We start from the raw sequence: 24,797 nt of genomic DNA, 5'->3' as shown, positions 1-24,797 counted from the left end.
GCCAAAATAATCGCGGTTCCGTTCGTGGCGTTTGACCCTCTGACGATCATATCGCCGAGGCCGCCCGCCCCGACGAAGGTGCCGATCGCCGTGATGCCGATCGCAATGACGAGCGCCGTTCGGAGACCCGCCATAATGACGGAAAGCGCAAGCGGCAGCTCCACCATACGAAGGATTTGGTATTTCGTCATGCCCATCGCTTTTCCCGACTCGAGATAAGCGTGCTCGATATTGATAATGCCCGTGTGCGTATTTCTGAGAATCGGCAGCAGTGAATACAAAAACAAAGCCGTGATGACCGTATTGGCGCCGAGTCCCATGACGAGCATCAGGACGGCGAGCATCGCAAGCGCCGGAACGGTTTGAATCACGTTCGCCACAGCAAACACCCAGCCGGCGAGACGCCCGTGCCTTGCTGTCACAATTCCGGCCGGAATGGCGAAAATGGCGGCGAAAACGACGCCGTACGCCGACATGAGAAAGTGCCGCCAGCACTCATACAGAACATAACTGCCGTTTTGAGCATAATACGTAAACAGCTCCTTCATCGTGTCCATCCGCACATCTCCTTTCCGTTATTCAAAGTAATGATGTTTTTCTAAATATTCCTTGGCCACGACGGACGGCTCTTTTAATCGGCCGTCAACTTCGTAATTCATTTTCTGCATCATCTTTGTATCAATCGCGCCGATCATTTTATTGATCACGCCCTCCAGTTCGGGATACTCTTTTAATACTTGATCCGGAACGACGGGTGAACAGTCATACGGAGGAAAGAACCGCTTATCATCCTTCAGCGTTTTCAGTCCGTAAGCGATGATTCTTCCGTCGGTGGAATAAGCGAGCGCGATATCCATCTTTCTGCTTTTCAGCGCGTCGTAAACAAGGCCGATCTGCATCGGATACGTGCCTTCAAATGACATTCCGTATGTGTTCATAAAATCCTGATATCCGTTGCCTCTCAGCTTCATCCAGTAGTTATCGACGCCGAATTTCAGATGAGACGCTTCTTTTTTGACATCGGATACCGATTCTAAATGGTACTTGCGGGCAAGCTGTTCGGAAACGGTAAAGACGTATGTATTATCAAAGCCGTAAGAATCAAACCATTTCATGTCATATCTGTTTTGAAATTCACGCTGAACGAGCCGCAGCGCTTTGTCCGGGTCTTTTTCCGGCTCCATGCGAAGCGTCCCGGTCAGCGCGTCACCTGTATAGCGCGTAGCGGCGATATCAATATCACCGTTGATCAAGGACTGCTGCTGTACGGCATTGGAGCCGAGATTTTTAATAACCGTTGTCTTCAACCCGCTGTGATGTTCGATCATCTGTCCGAGCATGCTCGCGATGATTTCTGATTCGGTCATGCTTTGCGCGCCGATTTTAATGGTGTCCTCCGATGCGGCGCTCAATCCCGGGAGCGAGCATCCGCCAAGGAGCAGCATGCCGATACAGGCGATTGCGAGCAGCCGTTTTTTGCATCTATTCCCCATGAGAGACCTCCTCCTTATGAAGCATCCTTTATGCTCTTCAGCCCGTCAGGCGTGACTTTCCGTTCTGTCATCCCCAGCATGTAATCGACGGCTGCCGCAAGCACTGTGACCGGAACGGCCCCTGCGATAATATACTCCGGCTGATAAAGGTTTAAGCCGATAAAAATGTAATCTCCCAGCCCGCCTCCGCCGATAAAGGAGGCGAGCGTCGCCCAGCCGATTAAATAAATCGAAGACGTCCTGATGCCCGCCATGATGACAGGAGCGGCAAGCGGGAGTTCTACAAGCCTGATCTGCTCCCATGCCGTCATGCCGATTCCTTTTCCCGATTCCAGAAGATGCCGATTGACGCCGAGAATCCCCGTATACGTGTTTCTGAGAATCGGCAGCATGGAATAGAAAAACAGCGCCGCAACGGCCGGGATCTTTCCTACGCCTAAAAGCGGAATAAAAAACGCAAGAATGGCAAGGCTCGGCAAGGTTTGAATGATGTTGACGATGCCGATGACGGCGCCGGCTCCTCTTTTCATCCTCGTCAGCAGGACGCCGAGCGGAACGGCGGCGAGAATGCCCGCCATGACGGCGATTAATGAGATGTACAGATGCTCCCATGTTTTATAAAGCATCTCTCCTCCATTTGCCTGTAAAAATTGCACGGTCTGATTCATATCAATTGAAGCCTCCTCATGACATCACCGCGAGCTGATTCTCTTCTCCCCAGATGGAGTCATAGACGATGTCAACGAGGCTTGTCCTTGTCACGATTCCCGTTAGCCGGCCGGCTTCATCAAGGACCGGCACAAATTTTATGCCTCTTTTTAAAATTTTATGGACGGCGTCGCGAAGCAGAGTGCCGCTTCTGACCGTGTACAGATCCCGCTCAAGCACTTCCGCGACGGTTACCGCTTGTCTTCGTTTGCGGTCAATCATCTCCACATCGACATAACCTTGTAGAACGTTCTTTTCATCAATGACGAGCAGCGAATCCACCCGCTCGGCACGCATCAGCTGAATGGCGGCTGACAGTGTTTTCTCAGGTGTTACCGTCACGGGATCGGGATTCATGATCTGTTCCACCCGTTCAATATCAGGGCTGGATGATTGGATCAGCCGTTCCTTGCCGATAAACTCCTCAACAAATTCATTCGCCGGAAATCTGAGAATCTCATCAGGCGTTCCGGCCTGGACGATTTCTCCCGCCTTCAGAATGACGATTCTGTCCGCAAGCTTGATGGCTTCGTCCATATCATGGGTAACAAATACGATGGTTTTATGTAAGGTTTTTTGCAGTTTTTTAAATTCTTCCTGAAGGGAATCTCTCGTAATCGGGTCAAGCGCCCCGAACGGTTCATCCATTAAGATGAGCGGCGGCTCTGCGGCAAGTGCCCGTAATACACCTATTCGCTGCTGCTGTCCTCCGCTCAGTTCATGAGGGTAACGGTCTAAATATTCAGGCCCCATATCAACGAGCTTTAAAAGCTCCCGCGCCCGTTCCTTCCGTTTTTCGGCAGGATGCTTTAAAAGCTTCGGAACGAGCGTAATGTTCTGCTGAATGGTCATATGCGGAAACAGCCCGATCTGCTGGATGACATAGCCGATGCTTCTTCTGAGTTCCACCGGGTCTTGTTCCATAATGTTTCGGCCCTCTATCAGGATTCTGCCTTCTGTCGGTTCAATTAAGCGGTTGATCATTTTCATCGTCGTCGTTTTGCCGCAGCCGCTCGGCCCGATAAAACAAATAAATTCGCCTTTGGCGATATTCAGGTTGATGCTGTTGACGGCTTTTTTCCCACCTTTATACATTTTCGAGACATTTTCTAATGTCAGCAAACACTCACACCTCCACGATTAAGTTTATTCAATTCGTTAAATTCAAATTTAACTTTTCAGACAATTGAACGTTTTCCATTATAAATTAAACTTTGTAAATTAAAAAGTTTACAATTTGTCCATATTATATATAAAGGTTGTGTAAGCACTGATTAACCCGTATTGACCGGCAAAGTTCTTCTTATTGCTCCGGATTACTGCCAAATTCTCTCGGAAGAGCATTTCCGCCGGTTTAAAAATGTGGTATATTGACATCGGAATTGCTGACTGAAAGGATTGAAACTGTTGGAGAAAGATCCGTTACACGTAATCGAACAAGCTGAAGATCATTTGATAGAACGAATCGCTGAAAATATGCATACATTCGGAATGCCCGCGACGGTGGGGCGCATTTTAGGCATTATTTATATGAACCGCAAGCCGATGACCTTAACTGAATTATCAGAAGCGACCGGCATGAGCAAGACGAGAATGAGTCAGGCGGTCCGTGAAATGCTTGACGTCAATCTGGCGGAAAAAGTGTTTGAAAAAGGCGTCCGCAAAGATTTATACGACGTCGAGCAGGATTATTACCAAACCTTTATTACGCTGTTTACGGCCACATGGAGCAAGGTCGTCAGCAAAAATAAAATGATGCATAAAAAGCTGAACCGCGAACTGACAGCCGTCCTTGAAAACGGCGTGCCGGAAGAAGCTGAGGAAAAAATCAACGAACTGCTGAAAGAATTAAAGGATTGGCTAGATTACTACAACTGGATCAGCCGTCTGATCGAGTTTTTTGAAAGCGAAGAAATTTTCAAGCATGTTCCGAAGCCATAAGAAAAAAACGCCCTGACCCGCAAGGCGTTTTTTTCATGCCGCATTCGGCGCTTTGGTTCGTTTTTTCTTTCTCACCGGACTCAGCGCCCGCTCCAGCCATGCCATCACAAGATCTGCGATAACGGCCATCAGCGCTGTCGGAATGGCGCCGGCCAAAATAATCGCGGTTCCGTTCGTGGCGTTTGAGCCCCTGACAATAATGTCACCGAGTCCGCCCGCGCCGACAAACGTACCGATTGCCGTAATGCCGATCGCGATGACGAGCGCCGTCCGCAGCCCCGCCATGATGACGGAAAGCGCAAGCGGCAGCTCCACCATGCGGAGCACCTGAAATTTGGTCATGCCCATCGCTTTTCCCGATTCAAGATAAGCGTGTTCAATGCTGGCGATTCCCGTGTACGTATTCCGGATGATCGGAAGAAGCGAATATAAAAACAGCGACAATATCACCGTATTGGCGCCGAGCCCCATGACGAGCATCAGCACCGCAAGCATCGCAAGCGCCGGTACGGTCTGAATCACGTTTGTCACCGCGAATACCCAGCCGCTTAATGTTCTGTACCTGGCAATGAAGATGCCGAGCGGAACCCCGACGATCGCCGCAAATAAAACGCCGTATACCGACATGAGAAAATGGCGGTAAAACTCCTGAAGCACATAGGCGCCGTTTTGAGAATAATAAGTGCCGAGCTGCTGCAGCACTTCCATTTGCCCCACCTCATTTCTTATTCAAAATAATGATGTTTCTCCAAAAATTCTTTAGCGACGACGGACGGTTCTTTCAGCTTGCCGTCCACCTCGTAATTCAATTCCTGCATCGTTTCCGTATCGATTTTGCCGATCAGTTTATTCACAATGCCCTTCAGTTCAGGATGCTGCTTCAGCACGCTGTCGGGAATGACCGGCGAACAGTCATACGGCGGGAAAAACTGCTTGTCGTCTTTTAAAATTTTCAGATCGTACGCCTTGATCCGTCCGTCCGTTGAATAGGCGAGGACGGCATCCATTTTCCCGTTTTTCACGGCATCGTATACAAGTCCGATCTGCATCGGATAGGTTGTGCCGAATTCAAAGCCGTACGTGTCGGTAAAGCCTTTATAGCCGTCACCTTTTCTTTTCAGCCACGCATTGTCTACACCGAGCTTAAATTGATCCGCATGCTTCTTAATATCGGACACTTTGTCTAAATGGTCTTTTTCCGCAAGCTCTTTCGTGACGGTAAAAGCGTATGTGTTCTCAAATCCGTAAGAATCAAACCATTTGTAATGGAAGCGTTTCTCAAATTCTTTCTGTACGATGGATAATGCTTTTTTCGGGTCTTTTTCCGCTTCCATGCCGAGAGTGCTCGTTAAATCCGTTCCCGAGTAGCGCGTCGCGGCGATATCGATTTCACCGCCGAGCATCGCCTGCTGCTGGACATAGTTCGATCCGAGGTTTTTAATTAATGCCGTATTCAAGTCTGTATTGTGTTCAATCATCTGTGCGAGCATATTGGCGATAATTTCTGATTCCGTCATGCTTTGCGCCCCGATTTTGATCGTATCATCGGAAGCCCCGCTCAGGCCGGGAAGGGAACAGCCGCCTAGAAGCAGAGCAGCTGACAGCGCCAGTGCGCACATCCATCTCTTTTGGTTTCTTTTCACAACAGCCAACTCCTTATGATACTTCCTTCAGTCCTTTCAGCCCTTTCGGCGTCACCTTCCGTTCCGTCGCCGCTAGCAGATAATCAATGATAATGGCTAAAATGGTGACTGGCACGGCGCCGCCGATAATATATTCAGGCTGATAGAGATTCAGGCCGATAAAAATATAGTCTCCGAGCCCGCCGCCCCCGATAAAGGAAGCAAGCGTCGCCCAGCCGATCAGATAAATGGTGGATGTGCGGATGCCCGCCATGATCACCGGAACCGCAAGCGGCAGTTCCACAAGCCTGATCTGCTCCCAGACCGTCATGCCGATGCCTTTTCCCGATTCCAGCAGATTTTTGTTTACGCCTTGAATGCCGGTATACGTGTTCCGGAGAATCGGCAGCACCGAATAGAAAAACAGCGCGACGATCGCGGGCACCTTTCCCACGCCTAACAGCGGGATAAAAAACGCCAGTATCGCGAGACTCGGCAAGGTCTGCACAATGTTGACGGCGCCGATGACGGCGCCTGCGCCCTTTTTCATTCTCGTCAGCGCCACTCCGAGCGGAACGGCGACGACAATGCCTAATATGACGGCGATGATCGAAATGTATAAATGCTCCCACGTTTTATATAACAGTTCTCCGCCGTTCGTCTGCAAAAACTTGATCATTTCATTCATTGTAAGCGTTCCTCCCCTTGTCAGCCTGTCACCAGCTGGTCTTCCTCACCCCAGATTGAATCGTAAACGATGTCGACAAGGCTCGCTCTCGTGACAATTCCGACTAAATGCCTTTGTTCATCAACGACGGGTACATATTTCATTCCGCGCTTTAAAATTTTGCGTACGGTATCACGCAGCAGTGTCCCCTGCTCGACTGTATACAGATCAGAGCGGAGCACGTCGCCGACAAGGCTCGCTTTTTTCCGGTTCTGATCAATGATTTCGACATCAACATATCCTTGCAGCACATTCAGGTCATCAACGACAAGCAGGGAATCGACACGGTGTTCCCGCATCACCTGTATCGCCTGCGAAAGCGTTTTGTCCGCCGTAACGGTGACAGGCTTTTTATTCATCATCTGCTCGACGCGTTCAATATCCGGTCTTGATTGCAATAACCGTTCTTTGCCGATAAATTCTTCGACAAACTCATTAGCCGGATTCCGGAGGATGTCATCAGGAGTGCCGGCCTGAACGATCTCTCCCGCTTTTAAAATGACGATCCGGTCAGCCAGCTTAATGGCTTCATCCATATCGTGTGTTACAAACACAATCGTTTTATTCAATGTTCTTTGCAGTTTTTTGAATTCTTCCTGAAGGGAATCCCGCGTAATCGGGTCAAGCGCTCCGAACGGTTCATCCATGAGAATAAGGGGAGGTTCCGCTGCAAGGGCGCGCAGCACGCCGATTCTCTGCTGCTGTCCCCCGCTCAGCTCGTGAGGATAGCGGTCTAAATATTCCGGGCCCATATCGACGAGCTTCAAAAGCTCCCGCGCCCGTTCCTTCCGCTTTTGTTCCGGCCATTTCAGCAGTTTCGGCACGAGGGAAATGTTCTGCTGAATGGTCATATGAGGGAAAAGTCCGATCTGCTGAATGACGTAGCCGATTTTCCGTCTCAGCTCCACCGGGTCCTGCTCCATAATGTTTTCGCCATCGATAAAAATCTTTCCGGATGACGGCTCAATCAGTCTGTTAATCATTTTCATCGTCGTCGTTTTTCCGCAGCCGCTCGGCCCGATAAAACAAATAAATTCGCCTTTTTCGATATTTAAATCAATGCTGTTGACAGCTTTTTTTCCGCCTTTATAGACTTTTGATACATTTTCTAATCTCAGCAATCCGTGCACCTCCGAAGGGTTCCGTTATTTTTCTGAAAAGTATAATCTTTATTATAAGATGAAATTTGTAAAATAAAAAGTTTACAATGTGTTGAAATTATATACAATATACGTATTTTTTCATGTTATCCCGCTGACAATGCGGATGTTCTTACAATCGCTCCCGATAGCTCGCATATCCTGCCGCATCATCTTTTTCATCAACTGTAAAAAATATGATATATTGTCAGCATGAAAAGCCAGTGAAGGGATGATCAGCCGTGGAAAAAAACGCTCTTGATATCATCGGGCATGCTGAAGAGCATCTCATTGAGAGAATCGCCGAGAATATGCATACATTCGGAATGCCGGCCACACTGGGACGTGTGCTCGGTATTATTTATATGAACCGCAAGCCGATGACGTTAAATGAGCTGTCAGAGGCGACCGGGATGAGCAAAACGAGGATGAGCCAGGTGGTCCGCGAAATGACCGATGTCAATCTGGCTGAAAAAGTGTTTGAAAAAGGCGTTCGGAAAGACCTTTATGACGTGGAGCGTGATTATTACCAGACGTTTATCTCCCTGTTTACGGCAAATTGGACAAAGGCGGTCAGCAAAAACAAAATGCTCTATAAAAAACTGAACCGCGAGCTGACTGAGCTTCTGGAATCGGAAAATCTCAGTCCCGATATTGAAGAAAAAGCCCGTCAGCTTTTGGATGAACTGACGGATTGGCTCCATTATTATGACTGGCTGAGCCGTTTGATAGAATTTTTTGAGAGTGAAGAAGTGTTTCAGCATGTGCCGAAAATAGAAAAAAGCAGCACCCGAAGATAACCGGGCGCTGCTTTTTTAAGTCAGGAAACCAATATCGGGAACATGCCTTTCAGACCGGCGCCGATCATGCCGATGGCCACCACCGCCAAAATCAGCCCCATCAGTCGGGTAATGACGTTCATTTCGGTTTTCCCGAGCTTATTGCTGATGAAAGATGAATAGTGAAAGAAGATGAACGTCATCGCGATGACGGCCGCAATGCCGATAAGCACGCTGATGTAATGGAAGATGCCGCCATGGCCGGCCGACAGACTCATCACCGTCGCGATCGTACCGGGTCCGGCGATAATCGGAATCGACAAAGGCGTCACAGATATATCGGCTTTCTCCTTGCTCTCCCCTTTCTCTTCATGATGGAGAGACTGTACATGAGATTTCTTCGCGTTCAGAAGATTATAAGCGATGCCGAAAATAAAAATGCCGCCCGCGATACGTAAGGCATGAATGTTAATGTCAAACAGTTTAAAGATCAGATGGCCGAAGATTAAAAAAGCCGCCAAGATGATAAACGACAGCACGGAAGCCTTGCGCGCGATCGCTGTCCGTTCTTTCTCCGAGTACCCTTCCGTCAGTGAAAGGAAAATCGGCACGTTTCCGATGGGATTGGAGACTGCAAACAGTGAAATGAAGACATGAATGATGAATGAAAACATGCGTACCTCCTTATGACTTGCCGTTATTGAGTTATGTTTTGTTCTCCGCTGTTTCTTATGCATGGTTTTTACCCCGGGGTCTGCTTTTTATAACCTCAGCCGGACGATCCGGAAACAGAAAAAAACCGTCCTTGTAAGGACGGTTTTTTCTGTTTGCTATCTCCATAAGCCTTTTCCGAATTTCAACAGCCGATAAAGCATTTTCAATTTTTTTAGCATGCGTTAATTTCCTTTTTCACTCTGAATCAATGCGCCGAGAGACATGATATCTATCAGCTCCAATAAAATTCTACCATAAAGGGTACTTTTTCTCTATTATCAATTCATAGAGAAGGTGATTTGTATATCTTTAGAAAACTCCGTTACATCCGTCCTATTTTCTTTTATAATGTAAATATTGAACAAAATCCCTATATTACTTGTAAAAGGAGTTTTAGAATGTATTGTTCTCAATGCGGCCATCATACTGATGGCGGAAAATTTTGTGAAAAGTGCGGGGCGCCCCAGCCCGGGCAGGGAGGCGCAGGTCAAACGCAGGGCCAGGCCGCTCAGGCCGGCGCCGCGGCTAAGCAGGCTTCAAAGCAATTTGCCTTATTCGTGCTTGATGTGTTAAAGCGACCGTACCAAACATGTAAAACGACAGGCGGCGAACAGCTTGTCAGCAGCATCATCAACATGGTGCTTTTCTGCCTGGTGACGCCGATTATGTTTTATATTCTCTTATCAGACGGCTTTCGTGACGTCAGTTTTACCGCGATTGTGGTCAAACCGGCGCTTACCTTTGCATTATGCGTTTTTTGCCTGTATCTCTTGATTTTTATTGCTTTGAAGGCCGGCGGCGCGCAGGTGTCATTTAAAGATTCGCTGTCCCGATTCGGGGCATTTTTGATTCCGTTTACAGCTATTTTGCTTCTTGCCCTCATTTTTATGCTGCTTCATACAACCGTTTGCTTCACCATTCTGGCTGTCGGTCTTTTAGGAGCGGCGTTTGCCGTGCCTCCGCTCATGCTGGCGAGCTATCAGCATCAGCTCACTACTAAGGCGGATATCATTTATTCTGTTATCGTCATCTATTTGATCATTTGCGTAACGTTTCAATTCACGATCAAGCATTATATAAAAGAACTCATGAATTATTTCTTCTTTTAAAAACGGAAACCCCCGCCGCCTGATTGGCGCGGGGGTTTTTTTATTGAATGGATGTTAAATAAATTCTTCCGTCTTTAACAATGCCGCCATACGTCCAATTATATGTTCTGAGCTTCGGACTGCCGCCGGCTTTCGTAATATAAAACTCCTCGTACGTATGAATCGTCAGATGAGAGCCTTTCTGTGAAAAGCTTTTGACATTCACTTCATTAAATACTTCGGTCGTCCCCTCGCTGTGCAGTTTTTTGACCAGTTTCTGCTGATCAGCATACAAAGGGCTTCCCTCTTCTAAATTACCCTCCATGATCGCGAAATTGTTAAGGCTGACGGCGCTTGATTGGTTTGTCAGGTAATCAGTCATAAACGATGTGACTTGTTCATTCGTGAGGCTGCCTGAAGCTGTATTTCCTTTGGATGATGCCCATGCGGATGTATAGGTTTTCGGCTGGTCGTTTTTTATTTTTTTTACATTTGTCCCAGAAGAATCTGAGGCAGGGTCAGCTTTTTCGAAAACCCATTTTTTATGTTTTGTATCATATGAGAGTACATAGTGAAAGCTCGGCTCAGCCTCTTCCATATCAGGCTTCGTATTCCCGTCGAAATAAGCAGACTCATGAAGCTCTTTACCCGTAACAGTTACTTGCCAGCGGCCGTTCTCTTGAGAAATCGCAAATGAATCCAGATCAAAGCTTGTCTCTTTATACTGATCCTTCAAAAAGGTGCCGGAACTCTTCATGCCGGATACCACTTCTTTCGTCTGCTCTTTCCAGGCGGAACCAGCCTCGGTCATCTGATCGGTATTTCCGTCTGCCATCGCTTTTGTATACTGCTTCGTTGTTTTGACAATCGTGTCCATGATTGTTTGCTGTGTATCTTGATCCGGGATAAGCGTTAAGTCCACATCAGTACTGTTGATCGGGACATCGGCAGTTTTCATTTTCCCCCAAGGAAAATCAGCCTCCACGGCGGCTGTCATGGAACCGTCAGTTAAGAGCGGACCATATGTAACGGATGTAAACGGATCTTTATGGACGGACTTGCCGTTTATCAGCAGATCGCCTTTCGCGCTTTTGAAGCTGTCTGCCGGAGTGAATGTCACATCCTCGGCGTCTAACGGCAGGTCAAACTCAACATTCCGGCTGCCGGCCGCCTCTGCCTCTTGCTTTTTGACAACGTCAACCGTCTCATTTTTAAGCTTGGCTTCCGCCGTGTAGACACCGGGTGCATACGGGCCGAAGATTTGGATTTCATCGGCTTTTTTGACCGTACCTGTTTTCTCGCTGTTGATATAAAGATCGGCGCCTTTATAATTGCTTGTGACGCGGAAATAAACCGGATCGACTTTCAGTTCGTAATGGTCAAACAAAAGAAGGGTTTTTCCCTCTTTTTTTACGTATACCGCATCTTTTTCTGATGAATTGCCGCGAAGCGCTGCCAGCAGTTCATCGTGTTTCTTTGCGTATGCAAGGAGCGGTTTGACATTGGTCTCATTCAGCTTCAGTTTTTTGTCTGAAGGAGTGAGCAGGGCTGCGAGCTTTTTCGTGTCCCCGTCATGAACCGCCTGTTCGAATTGATCCGTGAGCCTTTTTTCAGATGTCAGCCAGGCTCCGGTTTTATATGCGGCAATCAATAAGATCAGCGCTGCGGCAATGCCGCCCCACATGAAGAGCGTTTTTTTAGGGATCGGCTTTCTCATTTGTGAAGCAGGTTCAGCCGCTTTTACAGCCGCCTGCCGCTCCAGCCGGCTTCCTTTCCCGATCGGTTTTCCGCATTCTTTACAGAAATGCGCTTCTTCATTGTTCTGCTGGCCGCAATGCTTACAAAAAAACATGACTTTCCTCCTATTCAATCTACAAAACTTGTATAACTTTTCCTATGTTTCGTATTTTATAATAAAGTAGAATGATTTTGGAGTTATTTTCAAAAATAGCTGTCGATCATAACGGAGGAGGAGAAACGGACATGCAAAAACTGAGCATCCGAAAAGCCGCGGAGCCGGATGAAGCGCTGTATGAACTATTGCTGCTGGCCGATCCGTCGAAAGAGATTGTCGATGATTATCTTGTAAGAGGAGAATGCTATACGGCCTGGACGTCAGACGAGCTTGCAGGGGTTTACGTTTTATTGCAAACAAGGCCTAAAACGATAGAAATCGTAAACATCGCGGTAAAAGAATCGCTGCAGAACAGGGGATTCGGAAAACAGCTGGTGCGGGATGCCATTGAAAAAGCGAGACAATCGGGGGCTGACACGATTGAAATCGGCACCGGAAATTCCAGTATTCATCAGCTGTCACTCTATCAAAAATGCGGATTCCGCATTCAGGCTGTCGACCATGATTTTTTTATCAGACATTATGATGAAGACATTTTTGAAAACGGCATTCAATGCCGGGATATGATACGGCTTTATTTGGATTTATGATAAAAAGGGCGCCGGCTGACATCGGCGCCCCTTCGTTTACCATTCAGACGGATTGATCCGCTTGTTTCTCTGTATTTCTTTGACTTCCTTGTCTGACTGAAAAAACAGCAAAAACGATCGTAAGGGTCAGTCCGACCGCCGCAAAAATATAATCCGCATTCATCAACAGCAGAAGCCCTGTGTAGACAGCGGCCGACAGCGGTTCACCCATTTTGACAATGGAAAAAATCAGTGCAAAGACCCTTCCGAAATATGCGGCCGGAACCGTCTTTTGGAAATACAGCACCGTTTGCACATCAATATACGAGATGATGATGCCAAGCACCAGGAAGATGATGCACTCAAACCCATGAAGGGGAAAAAACAGGAGCATAATGAGCAGTCCCGCTGCCGTTAACGTCCGCGGGTACAGCCGGTTCAAGCGTTTTGTATTCCATTTGAAAAATACGGCCAGATTGCCCAAAAGCATCCCCGCCTGAAACATTGAATACATGACGGCAAACCATACAGAATAGTTCTGCTGAAAACGCTCCACAGCAAGAATCGGCCCCATTACTGAAATAAGGCCGGCAATGACGAGATTTACGACGAAAAAGTATCCGACCGATGTCAGCCATGCCGCATTTCCTTTCAGCATTCTGTAACCGGATTTTACATCTTCAGTTCCGTTGCTTTTTTCATTGGGCTGTTCTGAAATACGAATGAACGCGATAAATGCCGCGGAGATCAAAAAAGCAGTTCCGTTTATGGCAAACAGCATCCCGAACGGAATAGCCGCAATCATGATCCCGCTGATCAATTTTCCGACGATGAGTCCGATCAAGTCACTCGTATTGATCAGAGATGTCGCCTGATCAAGATGCTGTTTGCGGACGAGCAGCGGAATGATCGCGACTTTCGCCGGCGCAAACAGCATCGATTGCAGAGATAGACAAAAGGCGCACACCCCGGCTATCCACACGGTTAATAAATCGTTCGCGCTGAGCACCGCCAAGAGGATCATGATGACGGCCCGGCCCGTATTGCACAAATACAAGATCGACTTTTTTCGGAATAAATCAATCAGCGGTCCCGCCAGCACGCCAAATGTCAACGGCACGAGTTCGATAAAAGAAATAACGCCGACAAGAATTTTGCTGCCGGTCAATTCCAGCACTAACAGCGGCAGTGCAATAAGCCAGACCCCGTCCGCTGCTGAAGAAAACACCTGTGCACACCAAAGCTTTGCATAGTTCGGTGTTCGATATGTCATATCAGGCCCTTTTTTGATCCTCGTCATCAGAAACACCGCCGAACCATTCCAGCGTTCTCCATGATTCCCGTCTTTCCGTATAATCCTCTTCCATCACCTCAAATACAATGCCGGTATCTTGATTCCGATAAAGCTCCTGCAAAGTATCGGCAGCCCGTCTCAGCAGCTCCTCAGCGATCGTCCCTTCACTCGGATGGCGGCCCTCAAAACAGCGGACACCCCCATGCGGAAACGCAAGCTGGCGAAATGAGCTGAAGTGATAATGCTTAATGCTCTCTTTTATCGAAAGAAACTGAAAGAAATCGGGATATTTCAGCTGATCATTTCTGAACATAAGAGCGGAAGACAAGTGAGTCTGATAGGTAATCGCCCAATGGCACAGATCCCACGTAATACCGACATGCTTCAGATCCATCTGCACCAGCTCTGTAAAATCCTCAGGATAAATGAAAATCGGATCAAAATCCTCTCCCAGATTCCCGATGATCGGAAGGTTTTCCACACCGATCCAGATATCCGTCCCTTTCAGCCGCTCATCAAACTCCGCGAAAAACTCAACGATTTTTTTACGGTTTCCTTCCAGGTCATAGACTTGAAATTCCTCAACCGTCATAAATTGATTCGCATGAACGGTTATGCCCTTGGCGCCGTATTTCACAGCGAGCTCCGCAAAGTGATAAAGCTGTTTTTTGATGTGATCTTCATTCACATAATCGGCATGATCTGTCGGGAAATGCAGCGTCAATAATGAAGGATCAAGCTGTTTCGCATATTCCAGCGTCTGATTGAATGTTTTGAGATAATCCGCTTCCCCAAAGGAATGGCCGTCAAAAATATTCGCTTCCAGACCGTATCCCGCCTCCACCCATTTCTCATCGATTTGCTTCGGATCAAGTCCGAAAAACGGAATTTGAGCAATCATAGGACAGTCACCATGTTCCTCTCACAAGCATAAACGCTTCCGCAGCGGTAAAACCCGATTTTGCTCCCCACACATGGGCATTATGTTCGATCGCCTGCAAAGAGCGGGGATGAGGGAAGTCTCTGAGCTCGGAGCCGTAACACGCCATCGATTTCAATTTCGTTTCAAGCTCGTCTTCAATATTAACGAAGAAATTGGCATGAAACTGATCCTTCTGACAGTAATTCCATTCCGTCGAAGACAATGTTTCATAGGCAAAAACCCGTTTTACCGTATGACCGGGAAGCGGACGGGTTGCCGTCATGACCGCTCTGAATACGACGGAGTGGTCAATATTAATGTCACCGCCGTACTGGGTATACACAATGTCAGGCTGAAAACGATTGATTTGTTTCTCCGCTTCCTTCACGACATCCAGCAAATCCATTGAATCCATTCTGTTATCAGGAAGGTTCAGCCTGACAAAATCATGGATGCCCAAAGTGCTGAGCGCCTGCTCCGTTTCTTGATTAGAATGCTCCATAACGGAATCTTCAGGCTTTTTGTAATCCGTTTTTCTTGATGATTTGCCTTCCGCCATAATGACTGCCGACACGCTGTCACCTTGGCGGACATGTTTGGCGAGCGTGCCGCCGACGCCGATAATTTCATCGTCGGGATGCGCTGCAAATACCATTACTTTCATCATATTGCCCTCCTTTAACTAACATTTCAGCTGTATCCGCTCCGCAGTTCATCAGCATATCGAGCATGGAGAGGTGAGGGATATGCTCCCCGAATAATTGAGGATAGCCAAAATGTCGGATCTGCTGATACTCAATGACAATTCCGTTTCTTTCAAAATCGCTTTCTATTAAATAGTCGGAACCCTGACTGCCTGAATAATAACGGTCCGCCCCCAGCTCCTGACAAAGCGCTAAAACAAAATCGCTTTTTTTCTCCTTCCGGCATTCAAGCTCAGAGACATAACAGAGCGGCGTTTCAATTCGGAGCTCTTTTCGGAAAAATTCAATGATGTGCATATTCAAATCATGGAGATATTCCCACTCCCGCTGATAGACATCTTGAAAAAAATGCTGGTATCGCTCAAAATAGGGAGCTTTCGCATAGTTCATTTTAATCGCCATCCAATGTTTTTTCCGCCAATCCTGTGTCTGGTCGATTTTCATATGCCGAAGCTCTATGTCTTTATATTGTTTCATCTGCAAAGGCACTGTCAGCCATCGGGGGCCTTGCGGCGTTTTGATCCTGTTGCGGTTGAGAAATCCTTTTTTCTCAAATTGAGCTGTGTCATGAATGGCAAACAGATCCGACTTATACATTTTTTCAAAAAAACCGTACCACGGCAGATAACTGGATTGATGGCCGCTTATTGTTTTCATTCCGGTTTCGTAAAAAGTCGGCATTGTTTTTCTTCAGCTCCCCAATATCGTTTCGGTCTCGCGATTTCTTTACTGTGTGAATAGCCAAAATCAGCCCATTGAAGCTTGCGGCAAATGGCGAATTGCAGGGCGTCACGCATCAATAAGTAAGAGGCCTGCGCTTTTTTTCCCGCCAGGCTGTTTACATTCTGCCAATAATAGAAATGAGAGCGGTCATAGAGAAAAATACTGCTGCTGATCAGCGTCTCATCCTGATATGCTCCGACCCAAAACATTCGGTCCGCAAACGTGTCAAGCAGTCTTTGGAAAAAGCCCTGGCTCAGCACATAAGCCGCGCCGATTGCCGCCGTATGCTCTTTGTAGAGGTCATAAAACGCGCCAAGTTCTTTTCGCCCGATCAGCCGGGTGACAATATTCTCTTTTTCAGCGTATCTGACTGCCGTCCGGGCTTTTCCGGAAATGCCCGTCCAAAGCTCGTCAAACGTGTCCGGAAGCGAAAGAATCCGCGTTGCCTTTTCCGTCCATCCTTCCCTGATTTCTTCTGTAAAAGAAGTCTGACCGTACGGCAGCAGCATCCGGGATATGTTCCGACCGAATATGGCCTGGATTTCACTTTGAAGCCATTCAAATGAGATGGGGCGATCTGAAATAACGCCGCCGTATCCGATCATGTTGCCGGATAATACGCCCTTCTGTTCAAAAAGCGGAAGATAGATGACTTGTCCTCCGTCCGTTGTCAGTCTGACAGGGTGAAATGACGTGCCGGGAAGCTCTTCCATGAGGATTCCCCAATCATAGCTTTGAAACAACCCCGCCTGATACATGTCAGCGGCCCGATCCCATGCCTGGCGGGTCGTGCATACTGCTGTTTTTTGCATAGTTATCACCACTATTCAGTCTTATTCTGTTGCTCACAATATGATAAAACGGATTCGGCTATATATCTGACTTGCTTCTTTTGAAGAGGAGGTTTAAACGGCAGGGAAAGAACTCTCTTCCAAAGCGGGTCTTCCCCGCCTTCCCCCGCGTATGTTTCATAAATCGGAATACGTCCGAGGGGAAGGTAGTTCCAGCATGTTTGGATGCCTCTTTCGGCTAAATAAACGGAACACCCGTACCGCTCTTCATCCCGGGGAAATACAATTGTTAAATAATTCAGATGTTCTCCTTCTTGGGGCTGGATCATTCTTATGCCGTTTGTTTCTCCCGCCTTTGCAAAGATTTCTCCCGCCGTCTGTAAGTTTCGAAGCGAAGCTGTTACAAGCTGATCTATACGTGAAAGCTGATCATCAATAATGGCTTCCCTTGCCGGATGCATACGAAGCACGGGTACAACAGCCGGTTTATCCGGCAGAGCTTCGAGCTTTGTGGCTTTCATGGAAGGCATGGCGCCCGCTTTTCTAAACATATATGAAATAGGATGATGCCGTTTCCGTTTCATTACAGCTTGGATTCTTTGATTTCTGATATAGATTCGATAGTCAGCTGCCACTTGGCTGCGCTGTTCCATCGGGAGATTTGCTTTTTGCCGAAGCCATTCTTTCGGCGCGATTAACGCGCCGCCTCCGATACTCGCAAGCGGCTTTGAGGGGCCGAAGCTTAAAATGCCGAAATCGCCCAAACCGCCGGCAAATGTATCGGCTTGTTTTGTAAACATGGCTTGAGCGGCATCATCAATGACAGCAATTCCGTTTTCCTTCGCCCAGTCAATGATAGCGGTATTTTCTCTCCGGCCGTATACATGTGTGAGGATAACCGCACACGTACGCCTCGTCACTTTTTTTTTGACATCCTCAAAAGATAAGGATAGATGCTCATCCAGCTGCGCAAACACAGGCGTCGCACCGGATTGAAGCACGGCATCAATGACATTCGGGCAGCTGAAGGATGAGAAAATCACTTCTTTCCCCGGCCCGGCTCCCGAATAAGTTAATGCGAGCACCAGTGCCGCACTGCCGCTGGAGGTCAGCACAACCCCTTTTCCGTAACGTTTTTCCAGTTTTTCAGTCAGTCCGCTTTGTCCGGCAGTAAGCAAGTGTTTCACTGCGCGCAGACGGCCGCTGACGGAAAACTGTCCGGGATAAACGGGATATTTGACCACTTCCGGGTTTTTAGGAAAGTGAAAGTTTGTGCTTTTGTCTTTCATCTTTTATGATCTCCAGGCCTTCATTCAGACTTACTTTCGGAGCGTAACCGAGCAAACGTTTCGCCTTCTCGATTGACGGCGCCCGTTTAAAAATCTCGATGTCTTTTCCCCTCACGCCGTCTTCGCCCAGCTTTTTAAACAGATAGTTATCCTTCTCTCTGCCTGAGAGCACATTGACTTTTTCAGCCAGTTCTTTTATCGTGATCGGCTGGTCGTTCCCGATATTGAAGTCTTCAAAGACGGCTCCTTCATGAATGAGAGCGAGATAAGTTCCGGTGACGATATCACTGATGTAGCTGAAGCAGCGTATTTGTCCGCCGTCCCCGTAAAGAGGCAGCTCAGAGCCATTCTCGGCCATGCTGAAAAACTTGTTGATGACAAAATCCTCGCGCTGTTTCGGCCCGTATACATTAAAGTACCGGACGACTCGAATATGAAGTTCGTCGGTAGCCTGTTCTCTCAAATATTCCTCTGATTGCAGTTTGGCTTTTCCGTAAGCTGATTTCGGAAGCTTTCTGCTTGTCTCGGTATAAGGAAAATCCGGTGAATCTCCGAACACTTCTGAACTCGATGAGAAAAGAAGTGTGCTGATTCCCAATTCACCGCATACCTCAGTGACGTTTTTCGTTCCTTCAAAATTGACCCGTATGACGTCTTCTTCATTGCTTCGGCAGCTGTCCACTCCGACCATTGCCGCCAAATGGACAACCGCATCCGCTCCCCGCAGTGATTCGCGGAGGGACGTCCGGTCAAGGATATCCGTTTGGCGGTATTCAGTGTCAAAAGCCGGCTTCTTTTGATCTGCAATGATGGTGTGATAACCTTTATCCTGTAATAATGCCGCCAGTTCGCTTCCGATAAAACCGGCCCCTCCGATAATCGCAATATGTTTCATGATCCTACCTCCTGGCTGATAGTCAAAACTTCTTTTATAGACTTGACAATATAGCTGCAATCCTCATCTGATAACTGGCTGTAAAGAGGCAGTGATACGATCTCCCGGAAAACACGTTCAGTTACCGGAAGCTCCGCAGGAAAATGTTTTTGATAGTAAGGATGCAAATGCACGGGAATAAAGTGCACGCTCAGCCCGATTTGTTTTTCTTTCATTTTCTCAATAAACAGATCTCTGTCCATATCGCCGTTTTCTCGAATCCGTAAAATAAATAAATGCCATGAGTGCGTTATGCCGTTTGGAATGTCAGAAAGCGGAAGCGCCGCTTTATCAGATTGGCCTGACAGTTCACGTACATAAAATTGAGCGATCTGTTCCCGTTTTTCTTGAATGTCGTTTGCGCGCTTCAATTGAACCAGACCGAGCGCGGCCTGAATATCCGTCATATTATATTTAAAGCCCGGCAGTAAAACGTCGTATCTCCAGCTGCCTTTTTCACCGTACCGGTTCCAGGCATTTTTTGTGATGCCGTGCCATCCGTACAGCCTCGCTCTTTCTGCGGCCTGTTCGTCTTTCATGACGAGGGCTCCGCCTTCCCCCGTTGTAATATTTTTGGTGGCATAAAAGCTGAAGCACACGGCATCGCCGTGAGTGCCGATCATGCTTCCGTTATATTTTGTACCGAGCGCATGAGCGGCGTCTTCAATCAGATACAATCCGTTTTCTTTACAAATGGATTGCAAGTTTTCCAGATCAGCCGGATAGCCGGCAAAATGAACCGCAATTACCGCTTTTGTGCGCGGCGTTATTTTCTTCCTGACATCTTCAGGATCGGCACATAGACTTTTCTCGCATATATCCGCAAACACAGGAACGGCTCCGGCGTGCAGGATGACATTGACACTGGAACAGAACGTGAAGCTCGGCACGATGACTTCATCGCCTTCTCCCACACCGAGCGCCAATAAAGCCATATGTAATGCAGCGGTGCCTGAATTACAGCTGATGACGTGTTCGGCTCCTATACATTCTCCCAGCTTTTTTTCAAAATCGATTACCTTCGGGCCTTTCGAAATCCAGCCCGATTGAATCGTTTCGGTTACGCTTGCGATTTCTTCGTTTGTCATATCAGGTCTGTGAAAAGAGATAAATCGATTACTAATGACCGTTCCCTCCTATAAAGTGACAACTCTGCAATTGTCGGCTGATTTTTCCTTACATACATTTCTTGTGTCAAAGATAATCGGTGAGGCATCCTTCAAAATACTGTAGTCGATTACATCGTGATCTGTATGAATGATGATGACGTCGTACTGATTGATTTGTTCTTTTGTGAAAGGGACAGATTGTTTGCAGCTTCCGTCATTCAAGCGGATCTCGCTGATAAACGGATCATGATAATCAATCGCGCATCCCTTGTCCATCAATTCTTCCATTATCGTAAACACTGAGGATTCACGCGGGTCATTTGTATTTTTTTTATAAGCGGCCCCTATTATTAAGATGCTGCATTTGTCTTTGCCCGCCAGTTTCAAAGCATAGTCAGAGACAGAAATCGGCATGTTGGAATTGATTTCGTCCGCGAGATCAATTAATTTTGTCTGCAGCCCTTTTTCATTCGCGATCCATTTGAAGTAAAAAGGATCAATCGGGATACAATGGCCTCCGACTCCGGGGCCCGGGATAAATTTTTGAAAGCCGAACGGCTTCGTGTCCGCCGCGCAGATGACTTCCCATATATCAATATCAAGTTCACGGCAATTAAGCGCCATTTCATTGATAAGAGCTATATTGACATAACGATAAGTATTCTCTAGGAGTTTAGCTGTTTCAGCTACTTCGGGTGAGGTGACCGGGTGAATGCTTGTAACAATGGTGCTGTAAAACGCTGAGGCAAGTTCTGTGCAAGTCTGTGTGGTTCCGCCGACTACTTTAGGAATATCTGAAACTTCATATTGCCTGTTGCCCGGATCGATTCTTTCCGGAGAATAAGCCGTAAAAAAGTCTGTTCCTATTTTCATGCCGCGGCTTGATGCCATTCTGTCGGCAATCTTTTTTTTCGTTGTTCCGGGATAGGTGGTGCTTTCTAAAATTAAAAGCTGATGCTGCCTTCCATAAGCGATCATGCTGTCAACTGCACTGTCGATGTAGGTTAAATCGGGGATCTTGTCTTTTTTGTTCAGGGGTGTCGGCACACATATCACAATGATGTCGCATTTTTGGATGAGCGACATGTCGGCGCTGATTTGAAAGCGTTTTGTTTGTAAAGCCGAGTTCAGTCTGTCGTCCTCTATATCTTGAATATGGCTGCTTCCGGCGGCTAACAAGGAAACCTTTTCACTGTTTTTGTCGAATCCGATAACATTGTATCCTTTATCGACACATTCCAGCGCAAGAGGAAATCCCACATATCCCATGCCTAACACGCCTACAATTGCCTGCTTCGTTTCAATCAGATGTAACAGCCGTTTTTGACCAAGGTTGCTGGCTTCTTTTGTGACAGTATTCATTTTTCGCCCCCTAATAGATAGAAAAGAGTATTGTTTTTTACAATTTAAAACAAATATCGATCGATATCGCAATTATAACAAAAGTTAAAATTTGATAAATGAGTTTTACATCCTTTTATAAATTAGGTATTATCTATTTATTTTTCTTTTATTTGTAAAATAAAATCCTGTCAAATGGTATATATCTGGTAACGAGTGAGAAAATCTCCCTTAATTGAGAGAATATACAGAAAACAATATAAAAAAACAGGCCGAAGCCTGTTTTTTATTCTTTCACTGCCTCAGTTACAGCCGCGGAAACGAGTGCTCCCGCTTTCTCTAATCGTTCTTTGCTGATGTGTTTCATATTATCATTCTCAGTGTGATACCAGGGCCCCGGCTCCTGTGTATCGGGGCTGAGCCAAATCCAGTTAGCCGACGGAATCCCTGCTTCATAAAAAGAGACATGGTCTGAGTAACCGAGCTGAATCAGGTTTGGCTTGACCAACCGGGATTTTTCAGCGGCTTTTTCAGCATACCGGACGCTCGGGTTTTCCTTGCCGTCAGGAGTCGTGACACACATTTGACTCGCTTCTTCCCAGTCAGTCGCAATCATATCGGCATTAAAATTGGCCTGGCTGTGCTTTCTTTCATTGTTCGTGAGTGTACTGACGTAATAAGATGAACCCGCAGACCATAATTCTTCTGCACCGAACAGGATAAAGCGGATCTCTTTGTCTTTCGGTATGTGTTTGAGTTGCTTGCTGATTTCCAGAACGGCAGATGTGCCTGAGGCGTTATCATCCGCTCCGGGCGCGCCTTTTACGCTGTCATAATGCGCTGTGACATAAATAATATCAGCATCAGAAGAGTTGGCCTGTGCCGCTTTGCGCGTTCCTATAATATTTTGTGAGGTGCGGTTTTTATAGTTTTTAAATTGAATGACTGCCTGCTTTTCCTGCAGCAGTGCTTCACCGTCTTCTTTTTTCATACCCGCCGCCGGTATCGTGATTCCTTTATCGGTATGCGGACGGACGGCGAGCGGTTTTGTTGTCTGATTATAAATAATGACTGCTTTGGCTCCCGCTTGTTCGGCATGTTTGATCTTTTGAGAAACGGGGATCTTTCCTTCGCGTATCACTGCAATCTTTCCTTTGGCTCCTGTTACGTCATCGCGTGATCCGCAGCCGCCGTCAAAAATCCCTCCCTCAATTCTCAGCTCTTTTTCAACAGCGGATTGATCAGCGGAGCGGAGCGGGAATTCATGATCTCCCGCTGTGACTGAACCTGAAAAGTACTTTTTCAACGGAAATGACTGTACTTTGACACTGGCGCCCTGAGCCCGCAGACGATTCGATATGTATTCAGCCGCTTCCTTTTCTTTCGCAGTTCCGGTTTCCCGCGGTCCGATGGTTTCACTCAGATCATGCATCGTGTCCAATGCCTCATCAGCATCAAAAACCGGCGCGGCCACGGCTGAATAAGCATGAGTTTCGGACAGCGGCCCGGCAGACGCGCCCCATATGACGCTTGCTGCCACCGCGGCTGACATAAATGAAAATTTCATCATAATCCCTCCTCTTATTAACACCTCTTCCCTTTCGATTGAAGAACACTGATTCCTTTAAAAAGGGGAAAAATGAATATTATTGACCAAATGAAGATGATGAAAAAGGAGGGAAAAGCCCGGGAGCATAAAAAAACGCCGGGAGAATATCTCCCGGCGTCCATTCCATTACTTATTCAAGTTATAGAAAGAGTTGATACCGTGGTATTGAGCAGTTTCAGCCAACTGATCTTCGATGCGAAGAAGCTGGTTGTATTTCGCAACACGGTCCGTACGGGACGGAGCACCTGTTTTGATTTGTCCTGCATTAGTTGCCACAGCGATGTCAGCGATTGTGCTGTCTTCAGTTTCACCTGAACGGTGAGAGATAACGGCAGTGTAGCCCGCGCGTTTCGCCATTTCGATCGCATCGAACGTTTCAGTCAATGTACCGATTTGGTTTACTTTGATCAGGATAGAGTTGCCTACGCCGTTTTTGATACCTTCAGCAAGCTTTTTCGTGTTTGTAACGAAAAGGTCGTCTCCGACAAGCTGAACTTTTTTGCCAAGACGCTCTGTAAGAAGTTTGTGGCCTTCCCAGTCGTTCTCGTCAAGTCCGTCTTCGATAGAGATGATTGGGTATTTAGAAACCATTTCTTCGTACCAGTCAACCATTTCAGCAGATGTTTTCACAACGCCTTCGCCAGACAGATGGTATTTGCCGTCTTCTTTGTTGTAGAACTCAGAAGATGCAGCATCCATCGCAAGTTTCACTTCTTCGCCAGGTTTGAAGCCGGCTTTTTCGATCGCTTCAACGATTGTTTGAAGCGCTTCTTCGTTAGAACCAAGGTTCGGAGCGAATCCGCCTTCGTCACCTACAGCTGTGTTCATTCCTTTAGCAGAAAGAACTGATTTCAGGCTGTGGAAGATTTGAGCGCCCATGCGAAGCGCTTCACGGAAGTTAGGCGCGCCTACAGGCATGATCATGAATTCTTGAATGTCTACGTTGTTGTCAGCATGCTCTCCGCCGTTTACGATGTTCATCATCGGTACAGGAAGCGTTTTTGAGTTGAATCCTCCAAGGTATTGGTAAAGAGGAATCTGTAAGAAATCAGCAGCTGCGCGCGCACAAGCCATAGATACGCCAAGGATTGCGTTCGCACCGAGTTTGCCTTTGTTTTCAGTTCCGTCAAGCTCGATTAAAAGCTGATCGATTGCGTTTTGTTCAGTTACGTCAAAGCCGAGAAGCTCTGGAGAAATGATTTCGTTTACGTTGTTAACAGCAGTTAACACGCCTTTTCCAAGGTAACGGTCTTTGTCGCCGTCACGAAGCTCAACCGCTTCGTATTCACCTGTAGAAGCTCCGCTTGGCACTAATGCGCGGCCGAAAGCTCCTGTTTCTGTATATACTTCAACTTCAACTGTTGGGTTGCCGCGGGAGTCAAGGACTTCGCGTGCATAAACATCAACAATGTATGGCATGAGTTTGTCTCTCCTTTTGATTTACGC

The 24,797-nt window shown here is 47.1% G+C and carries 25 protein-coding genes; 4 read left to right on the top strand and 21 right to left on the bottom strand.

The window, feature by feature from the left end:
- From BGM27_RS13445 to BGM27_RS13430, 4 genes are all read right to left on the bottom strand, one after another.
- Window positions 1-557 (bottom strand): ABC transporter permease (locus BGM27_RS13445; protein ID WP_217031273.1); only part of this gene is annotated, 557 nt, incomplete at its 3' end.
- Between the two features lie 18 nt (window positions 558-575).
- Window positions 576-1,493, bottom strand: coding sequence for an osmoprotectant ABC transporter substrate-binding protein (locus tag BGM27_RS13440; protein WP_007409978.1), 918 nt, complete (start codon window positions 1,491-1,493; stop codon window positions 576-578).
- Between the two features lie 14 nt (window positions 1,494-1,507).
- Window positions 1,508-2,161 carry an ABC transporter permease gene (locus BGM27_RS13435; RefSeq protein ID WP_007409977.1) on the bottom strand — a complete coding sequence of 218 codons (654 nt, stop codon included), beginning with the start codon at window positions 2,159-2,161 and terminating at the stop codon, window positions 1,508-1,510.
- A gap of 16 nt (window positions 2,162-2,177) precedes the next feature.
- Window positions 2,178-3,323, bottom strand: a complete 1,146-nt coding sequence (locus BGM27_RS13430) for a betaine/proline/choline family ABC transporter ATP-binding protein (RefSeq protein WP_007409976.1) — start codon at window positions 3,321-3,323, stop codon at window positions 2,178-2,180.
- A 285-nt stretch (window positions 3,324-3,608) separates the two neighbouring features.
- On the opposite strand from BGM27_RS13430, the gene BGM27_RS13425 reads away from it, so the two are divergent.
- Window positions 3,609-4,142: a GbsR/MarR family transcriptional regulator gene (locus BGM27_RS13425; protein WP_003151660.1), complete on the top strand. Its 534-nt coding sequence runs from the start codon at window positions 3,609-3,611 to the stop codon at window positions 4,140-4,142.
- 33 nt (window positions 4,143-4,175) lie between these two features.
- On the opposite strand, the gene opuCD is transcribed toward BGM27_RS13425, so the two are convergent.
- From opuCD to opuCA, 4 genes are read right to left on the bottom strand one after another with little or no spacing between them, the layout of a single operon-like run.
- Window positions 4,176-4,850, bottom strand: a complete 675-nt coding sequence (gene opuCD, locus BGM27_RS13420) for a glycine betaine/carnitine/choline/choline sulfate ABC transporter permease OpuCD (RefSeq protein WP_003151658.1) — start codon at window positions 4,848-4,850, stop codon at window positions 4,176-4,178.
- Window positions 4,851-4,867: 17 nt separating this feature from the next.
- A complete protein-coding gene (opuCC, locus tag BGM27_RS13415; RefSeq protein ID WP_088005516.1) occupies window positions 4,868-5,761 on the bottom strand; it encodes an osmoprotectant ABC transporter substrate-binding lipoprotein OpuCC in 894 nt (297 codons plus the stop codon).
- 37 nt (window positions 5,762-5,798) lie between these two features.
- A complete protein-coding gene (locus BGM27_RS13410; RefSeq protein WP_003151654.1) occupies window positions 5,799-6,452 on the bottom strand; it encodes an ABC transporter permease in 654 nt (217 codons plus the stop codon).
- A 20-nt stretch (window positions 6,453-6,472) separates the two neighbouring features.
- The gene (gene opuCA / locus BGM27_RS13405; RefSeq protein WP_003151651.1) at window positions 6,473-7,612 is read right to left on the bottom strand and encodes an osmoprotectant ABC transporter ATP-binding protein OpuCA; all 1,140 of its coding nucleotides are present in this window, start codon (window positions 7,610-7,612) and stop codon (window positions 6,473-6,475) included.
- 260 nt (window positions 7,613-7,872) lie between these two features.
- Between opuCA and BGM27_RS13400 the strand changes: the two genes are divergently transcribed.
- Window positions 7,873-8,430: a GbsR/MarR family transcriptional regulator gene (locus BGM27_RS13400; RefSeq protein ID WP_007409974.1), complete on the top strand. Its 558-nt coding sequence runs from the start codon at window positions 7,873-7,875 to the stop codon at window positions 8,428-8,430.
- Between the two features lie 20 nt (window positions 8,431-8,450).
- Here BGM27_RS13400 and BGM27_RS13395 read toward each other — a convergent pair whose 3' ends face one another.
- Window positions 8,451-9,083 carry an NAAT family transporter gene (locus BGM27_RS13395; RefSeq protein WP_007409973.1) on the bottom strand — a complete coding sequence of 211 codons (633 nt, stop codon included), beginning with the start codon at window positions 9,081-9,083 and terminating at the stop codon, window positions 8,451-8,453.
- 438 nt (window positions 9,084-9,521) lie between these two features.
- Between BGM27_RS13395 and BGM27_RS13390 the strand changes: the two genes are divergently transcribed.
- Window positions 9,522-10,232: a hypothetical protein gene (locus tag BGM27_RS13390; protein ID WP_007409971.1), complete on the top strand. Its 711-nt coding sequence runs from the start codon at window positions 9,522-9,524 to the stop codon at window positions 10,230-10,232.
- Between the two features lie 40 nt (window positions 10,233-10,272).
- Here the strand turns inward: BGM27_RS13390 and BGM27_RS13385 are convergent, their stop codons facing one another.
- On the bottom strand, window positions 10,273-12,063 hold the full coding sequence (locus BGM27_RS13385) for a zinc ribbon domain-containing protein (protein WP_007409970.1): 1,791 nt from the start codon (window positions 12,061-12,063) through the stop codon (window positions 10,273-10,275).
- A gap of 131 nt (window positions 12,064-12,194) precedes the next feature.
- On the opposite strand from BGM27_RS13385, the gene BGM27_RS13380 reads away from it, so the two are divergent.
- Window positions 12,195-12,656: a GNAT family N-acetyltransferase gene (locus BGM27_RS13380; RefSeq protein WP_007409969.1), complete on the top strand. Its 462-nt coding sequence runs from the start codon at window positions 12,195-12,197 to the stop codon at window positions 12,654-12,656.
- Between the two features lie 43 nt (window positions 12,657-12,699).
- Here BGM27_RS13380 and BGM27_RS13375 read toward each other — a convergent pair whose 3' ends face one another.
- The 11 genes from BGM27_RS13375 to eno all read right to left on the bottom strand — a co-directional run bounded on the left by BGM27_RS13375 (window position 12,700) and on the right by eno (window position 24,770).
- Complete coding sequence (locus tag BGM27_RS13375; RefSeq protein WP_020954321.1) at window positions 12,700-13,935, bottom strand: MFS transporter; 1,236 nt, start codon at window positions 13,933-13,935, stop codon at window positions 12,700-12,702.
- Window positions 13,910-14,830 (bottom strand): TIM barrel protein, encoded by a 921-nt coding sequence (locus BGM27_RS13370; protein ID WP_007409966.1) that lies wholly within the window; start codon window positions 14,828-14,830, stop codon window positions 13,910-13,912. Before BGM27_RS13370 ends, BGM27_RS13375 begins: the two co-directional genes overlap by 26 nt.
- Window positions 14,831-14,837: 7 nt before the next feature.
- Window positions 14,838-15,515, bottom strand: a complete 678-nt coding sequence (locus tag BGM27_RS13365; protein ID WP_007409965.1) for a PIG-L deacetylase family protein — start codon at window positions 15,513-15,515, stop codon at window positions 14,838-14,840.
- The gene (locus BGM27_RS13360; RefSeq protein WP_007409964.1) at window positions 15,478-16,236 is read right to left on the bottom strand and encodes a WbqC family protein; all 759 of its coding nucleotides are present in this window, start codon (window positions 16,234-16,236) and stop codon (window positions 15,478-15,480) included. The genes BGM27_RS13365 and BGM27_RS13360 overlap by 38 nt, the downstream gene beginning before the upstream one ends.
- The gene (locus BGM27_RS13355) at window positions 16,209-17,090 is read right to left on the bottom strand and encodes a GNAT family N-acetyltransferase (RefSeq protein ID WP_007409963.1); all 882 of its coding nucleotides are present in this window, start codon (window positions 17,088-17,090) and stop codon (window positions 16,209-16,211) included. The genes BGM27_RS13360 and BGM27_RS13355 overlap by 28 nt, the downstream gene beginning before the upstream one ends.
- Before the next feature lie 11 nt (window positions 17,091-17,101).
- Window positions 17,102-18,358 (bottom strand): aminotransferase class V-fold PLP-dependent enzyme, encoded by a 1,257-nt coding sequence (locus BGM27_RS13350; protein ID WP_020954323.1) that lies wholly within the window; start codon window positions 18,356-18,358, stop codon window positions 17,102-17,104.
- Entirely contained in the window at window positions 18,324-19,253 is a 930-nt protein-coding gene (locus BGM27_RS13345) for an NAD-dependent epimerase/dehydratase family protein (RefSeq protein ID WP_007409960.1), read from the bottom strand. The genes BGM27_RS13350 and BGM27_RS13345 overlap by 35 nt, the downstream gene beginning before the upstream one ends.
- Complete coding sequence (locus BGM27_RS13340) at window positions 19,250-20,380, bottom strand: DegT/DnrJ/EryC1/StrS family aminotransferase (protein ID WP_007409959.1); 1,131 nt, start codon at window positions 20,378-20,380, stop codon at window positions 19,250-19,252. The genes BGM27_RS13345 and BGM27_RS13340 overlap by 4 nt, the downstream gene beginning before the upstream one ends.
- A 48-nt stretch (window positions 20,381-20,428) precedes the next feature.
- The gene (locus tag BGM27_RS13335; RefSeq protein WP_007409958.1) at window positions 20,429-21,763 is read right to left on the bottom strand and encodes a nucleotide sugar dehydrogenase; all 1,335 of its coding nucleotides are present in this window, start codon (window positions 21,761-21,763) and stop codon (window positions 20,429-20,431) included.
- A gap of 265 nt (window positions 21,764-22,028) precedes the next feature.
- Window positions 22,029-23,309: a M20/M25/M40 family metallo-hydrolase gene (locus tag BGM27_RS13330; RefSeq protein WP_007409957.1), complete on the bottom strand. Its 1,281-nt coding sequence runs from the start codon at window positions 23,307-23,309 to the stop codon at window positions 22,029-22,031.
- A gap of 168 nt (window positions 23,310-23,477) precedes the next feature.
- The gene (eno, locus tag BGM27_RS13325; protein WP_007409956.1) at window positions 23,478-24,770 is read right to left on the bottom strand and encodes a phosphopyruvate hydratase; all 1,293 of its coding nucleotides are present in this window, start codon (window positions 24,768-24,770) and stop codon (window positions 23,478-23,480) included.
- Window positions 24,771-24,797 lie beyond the last annotated feature (27 nt).

Origin of the sequence: Bacillus sp. FJAT-27001 (assembly GCF_019039175.1) — a bacterium.
Classification (GTDB): Bacteria; Bacillota; Bacilli; order Bacillales; family Bacillaceae; genus Bacillus; species Bacillus velezensis.
Note: the sequence above shows the minus strand (reverse complement) of the source record. Positions and strands in the feature narration are given on the sequence as shown.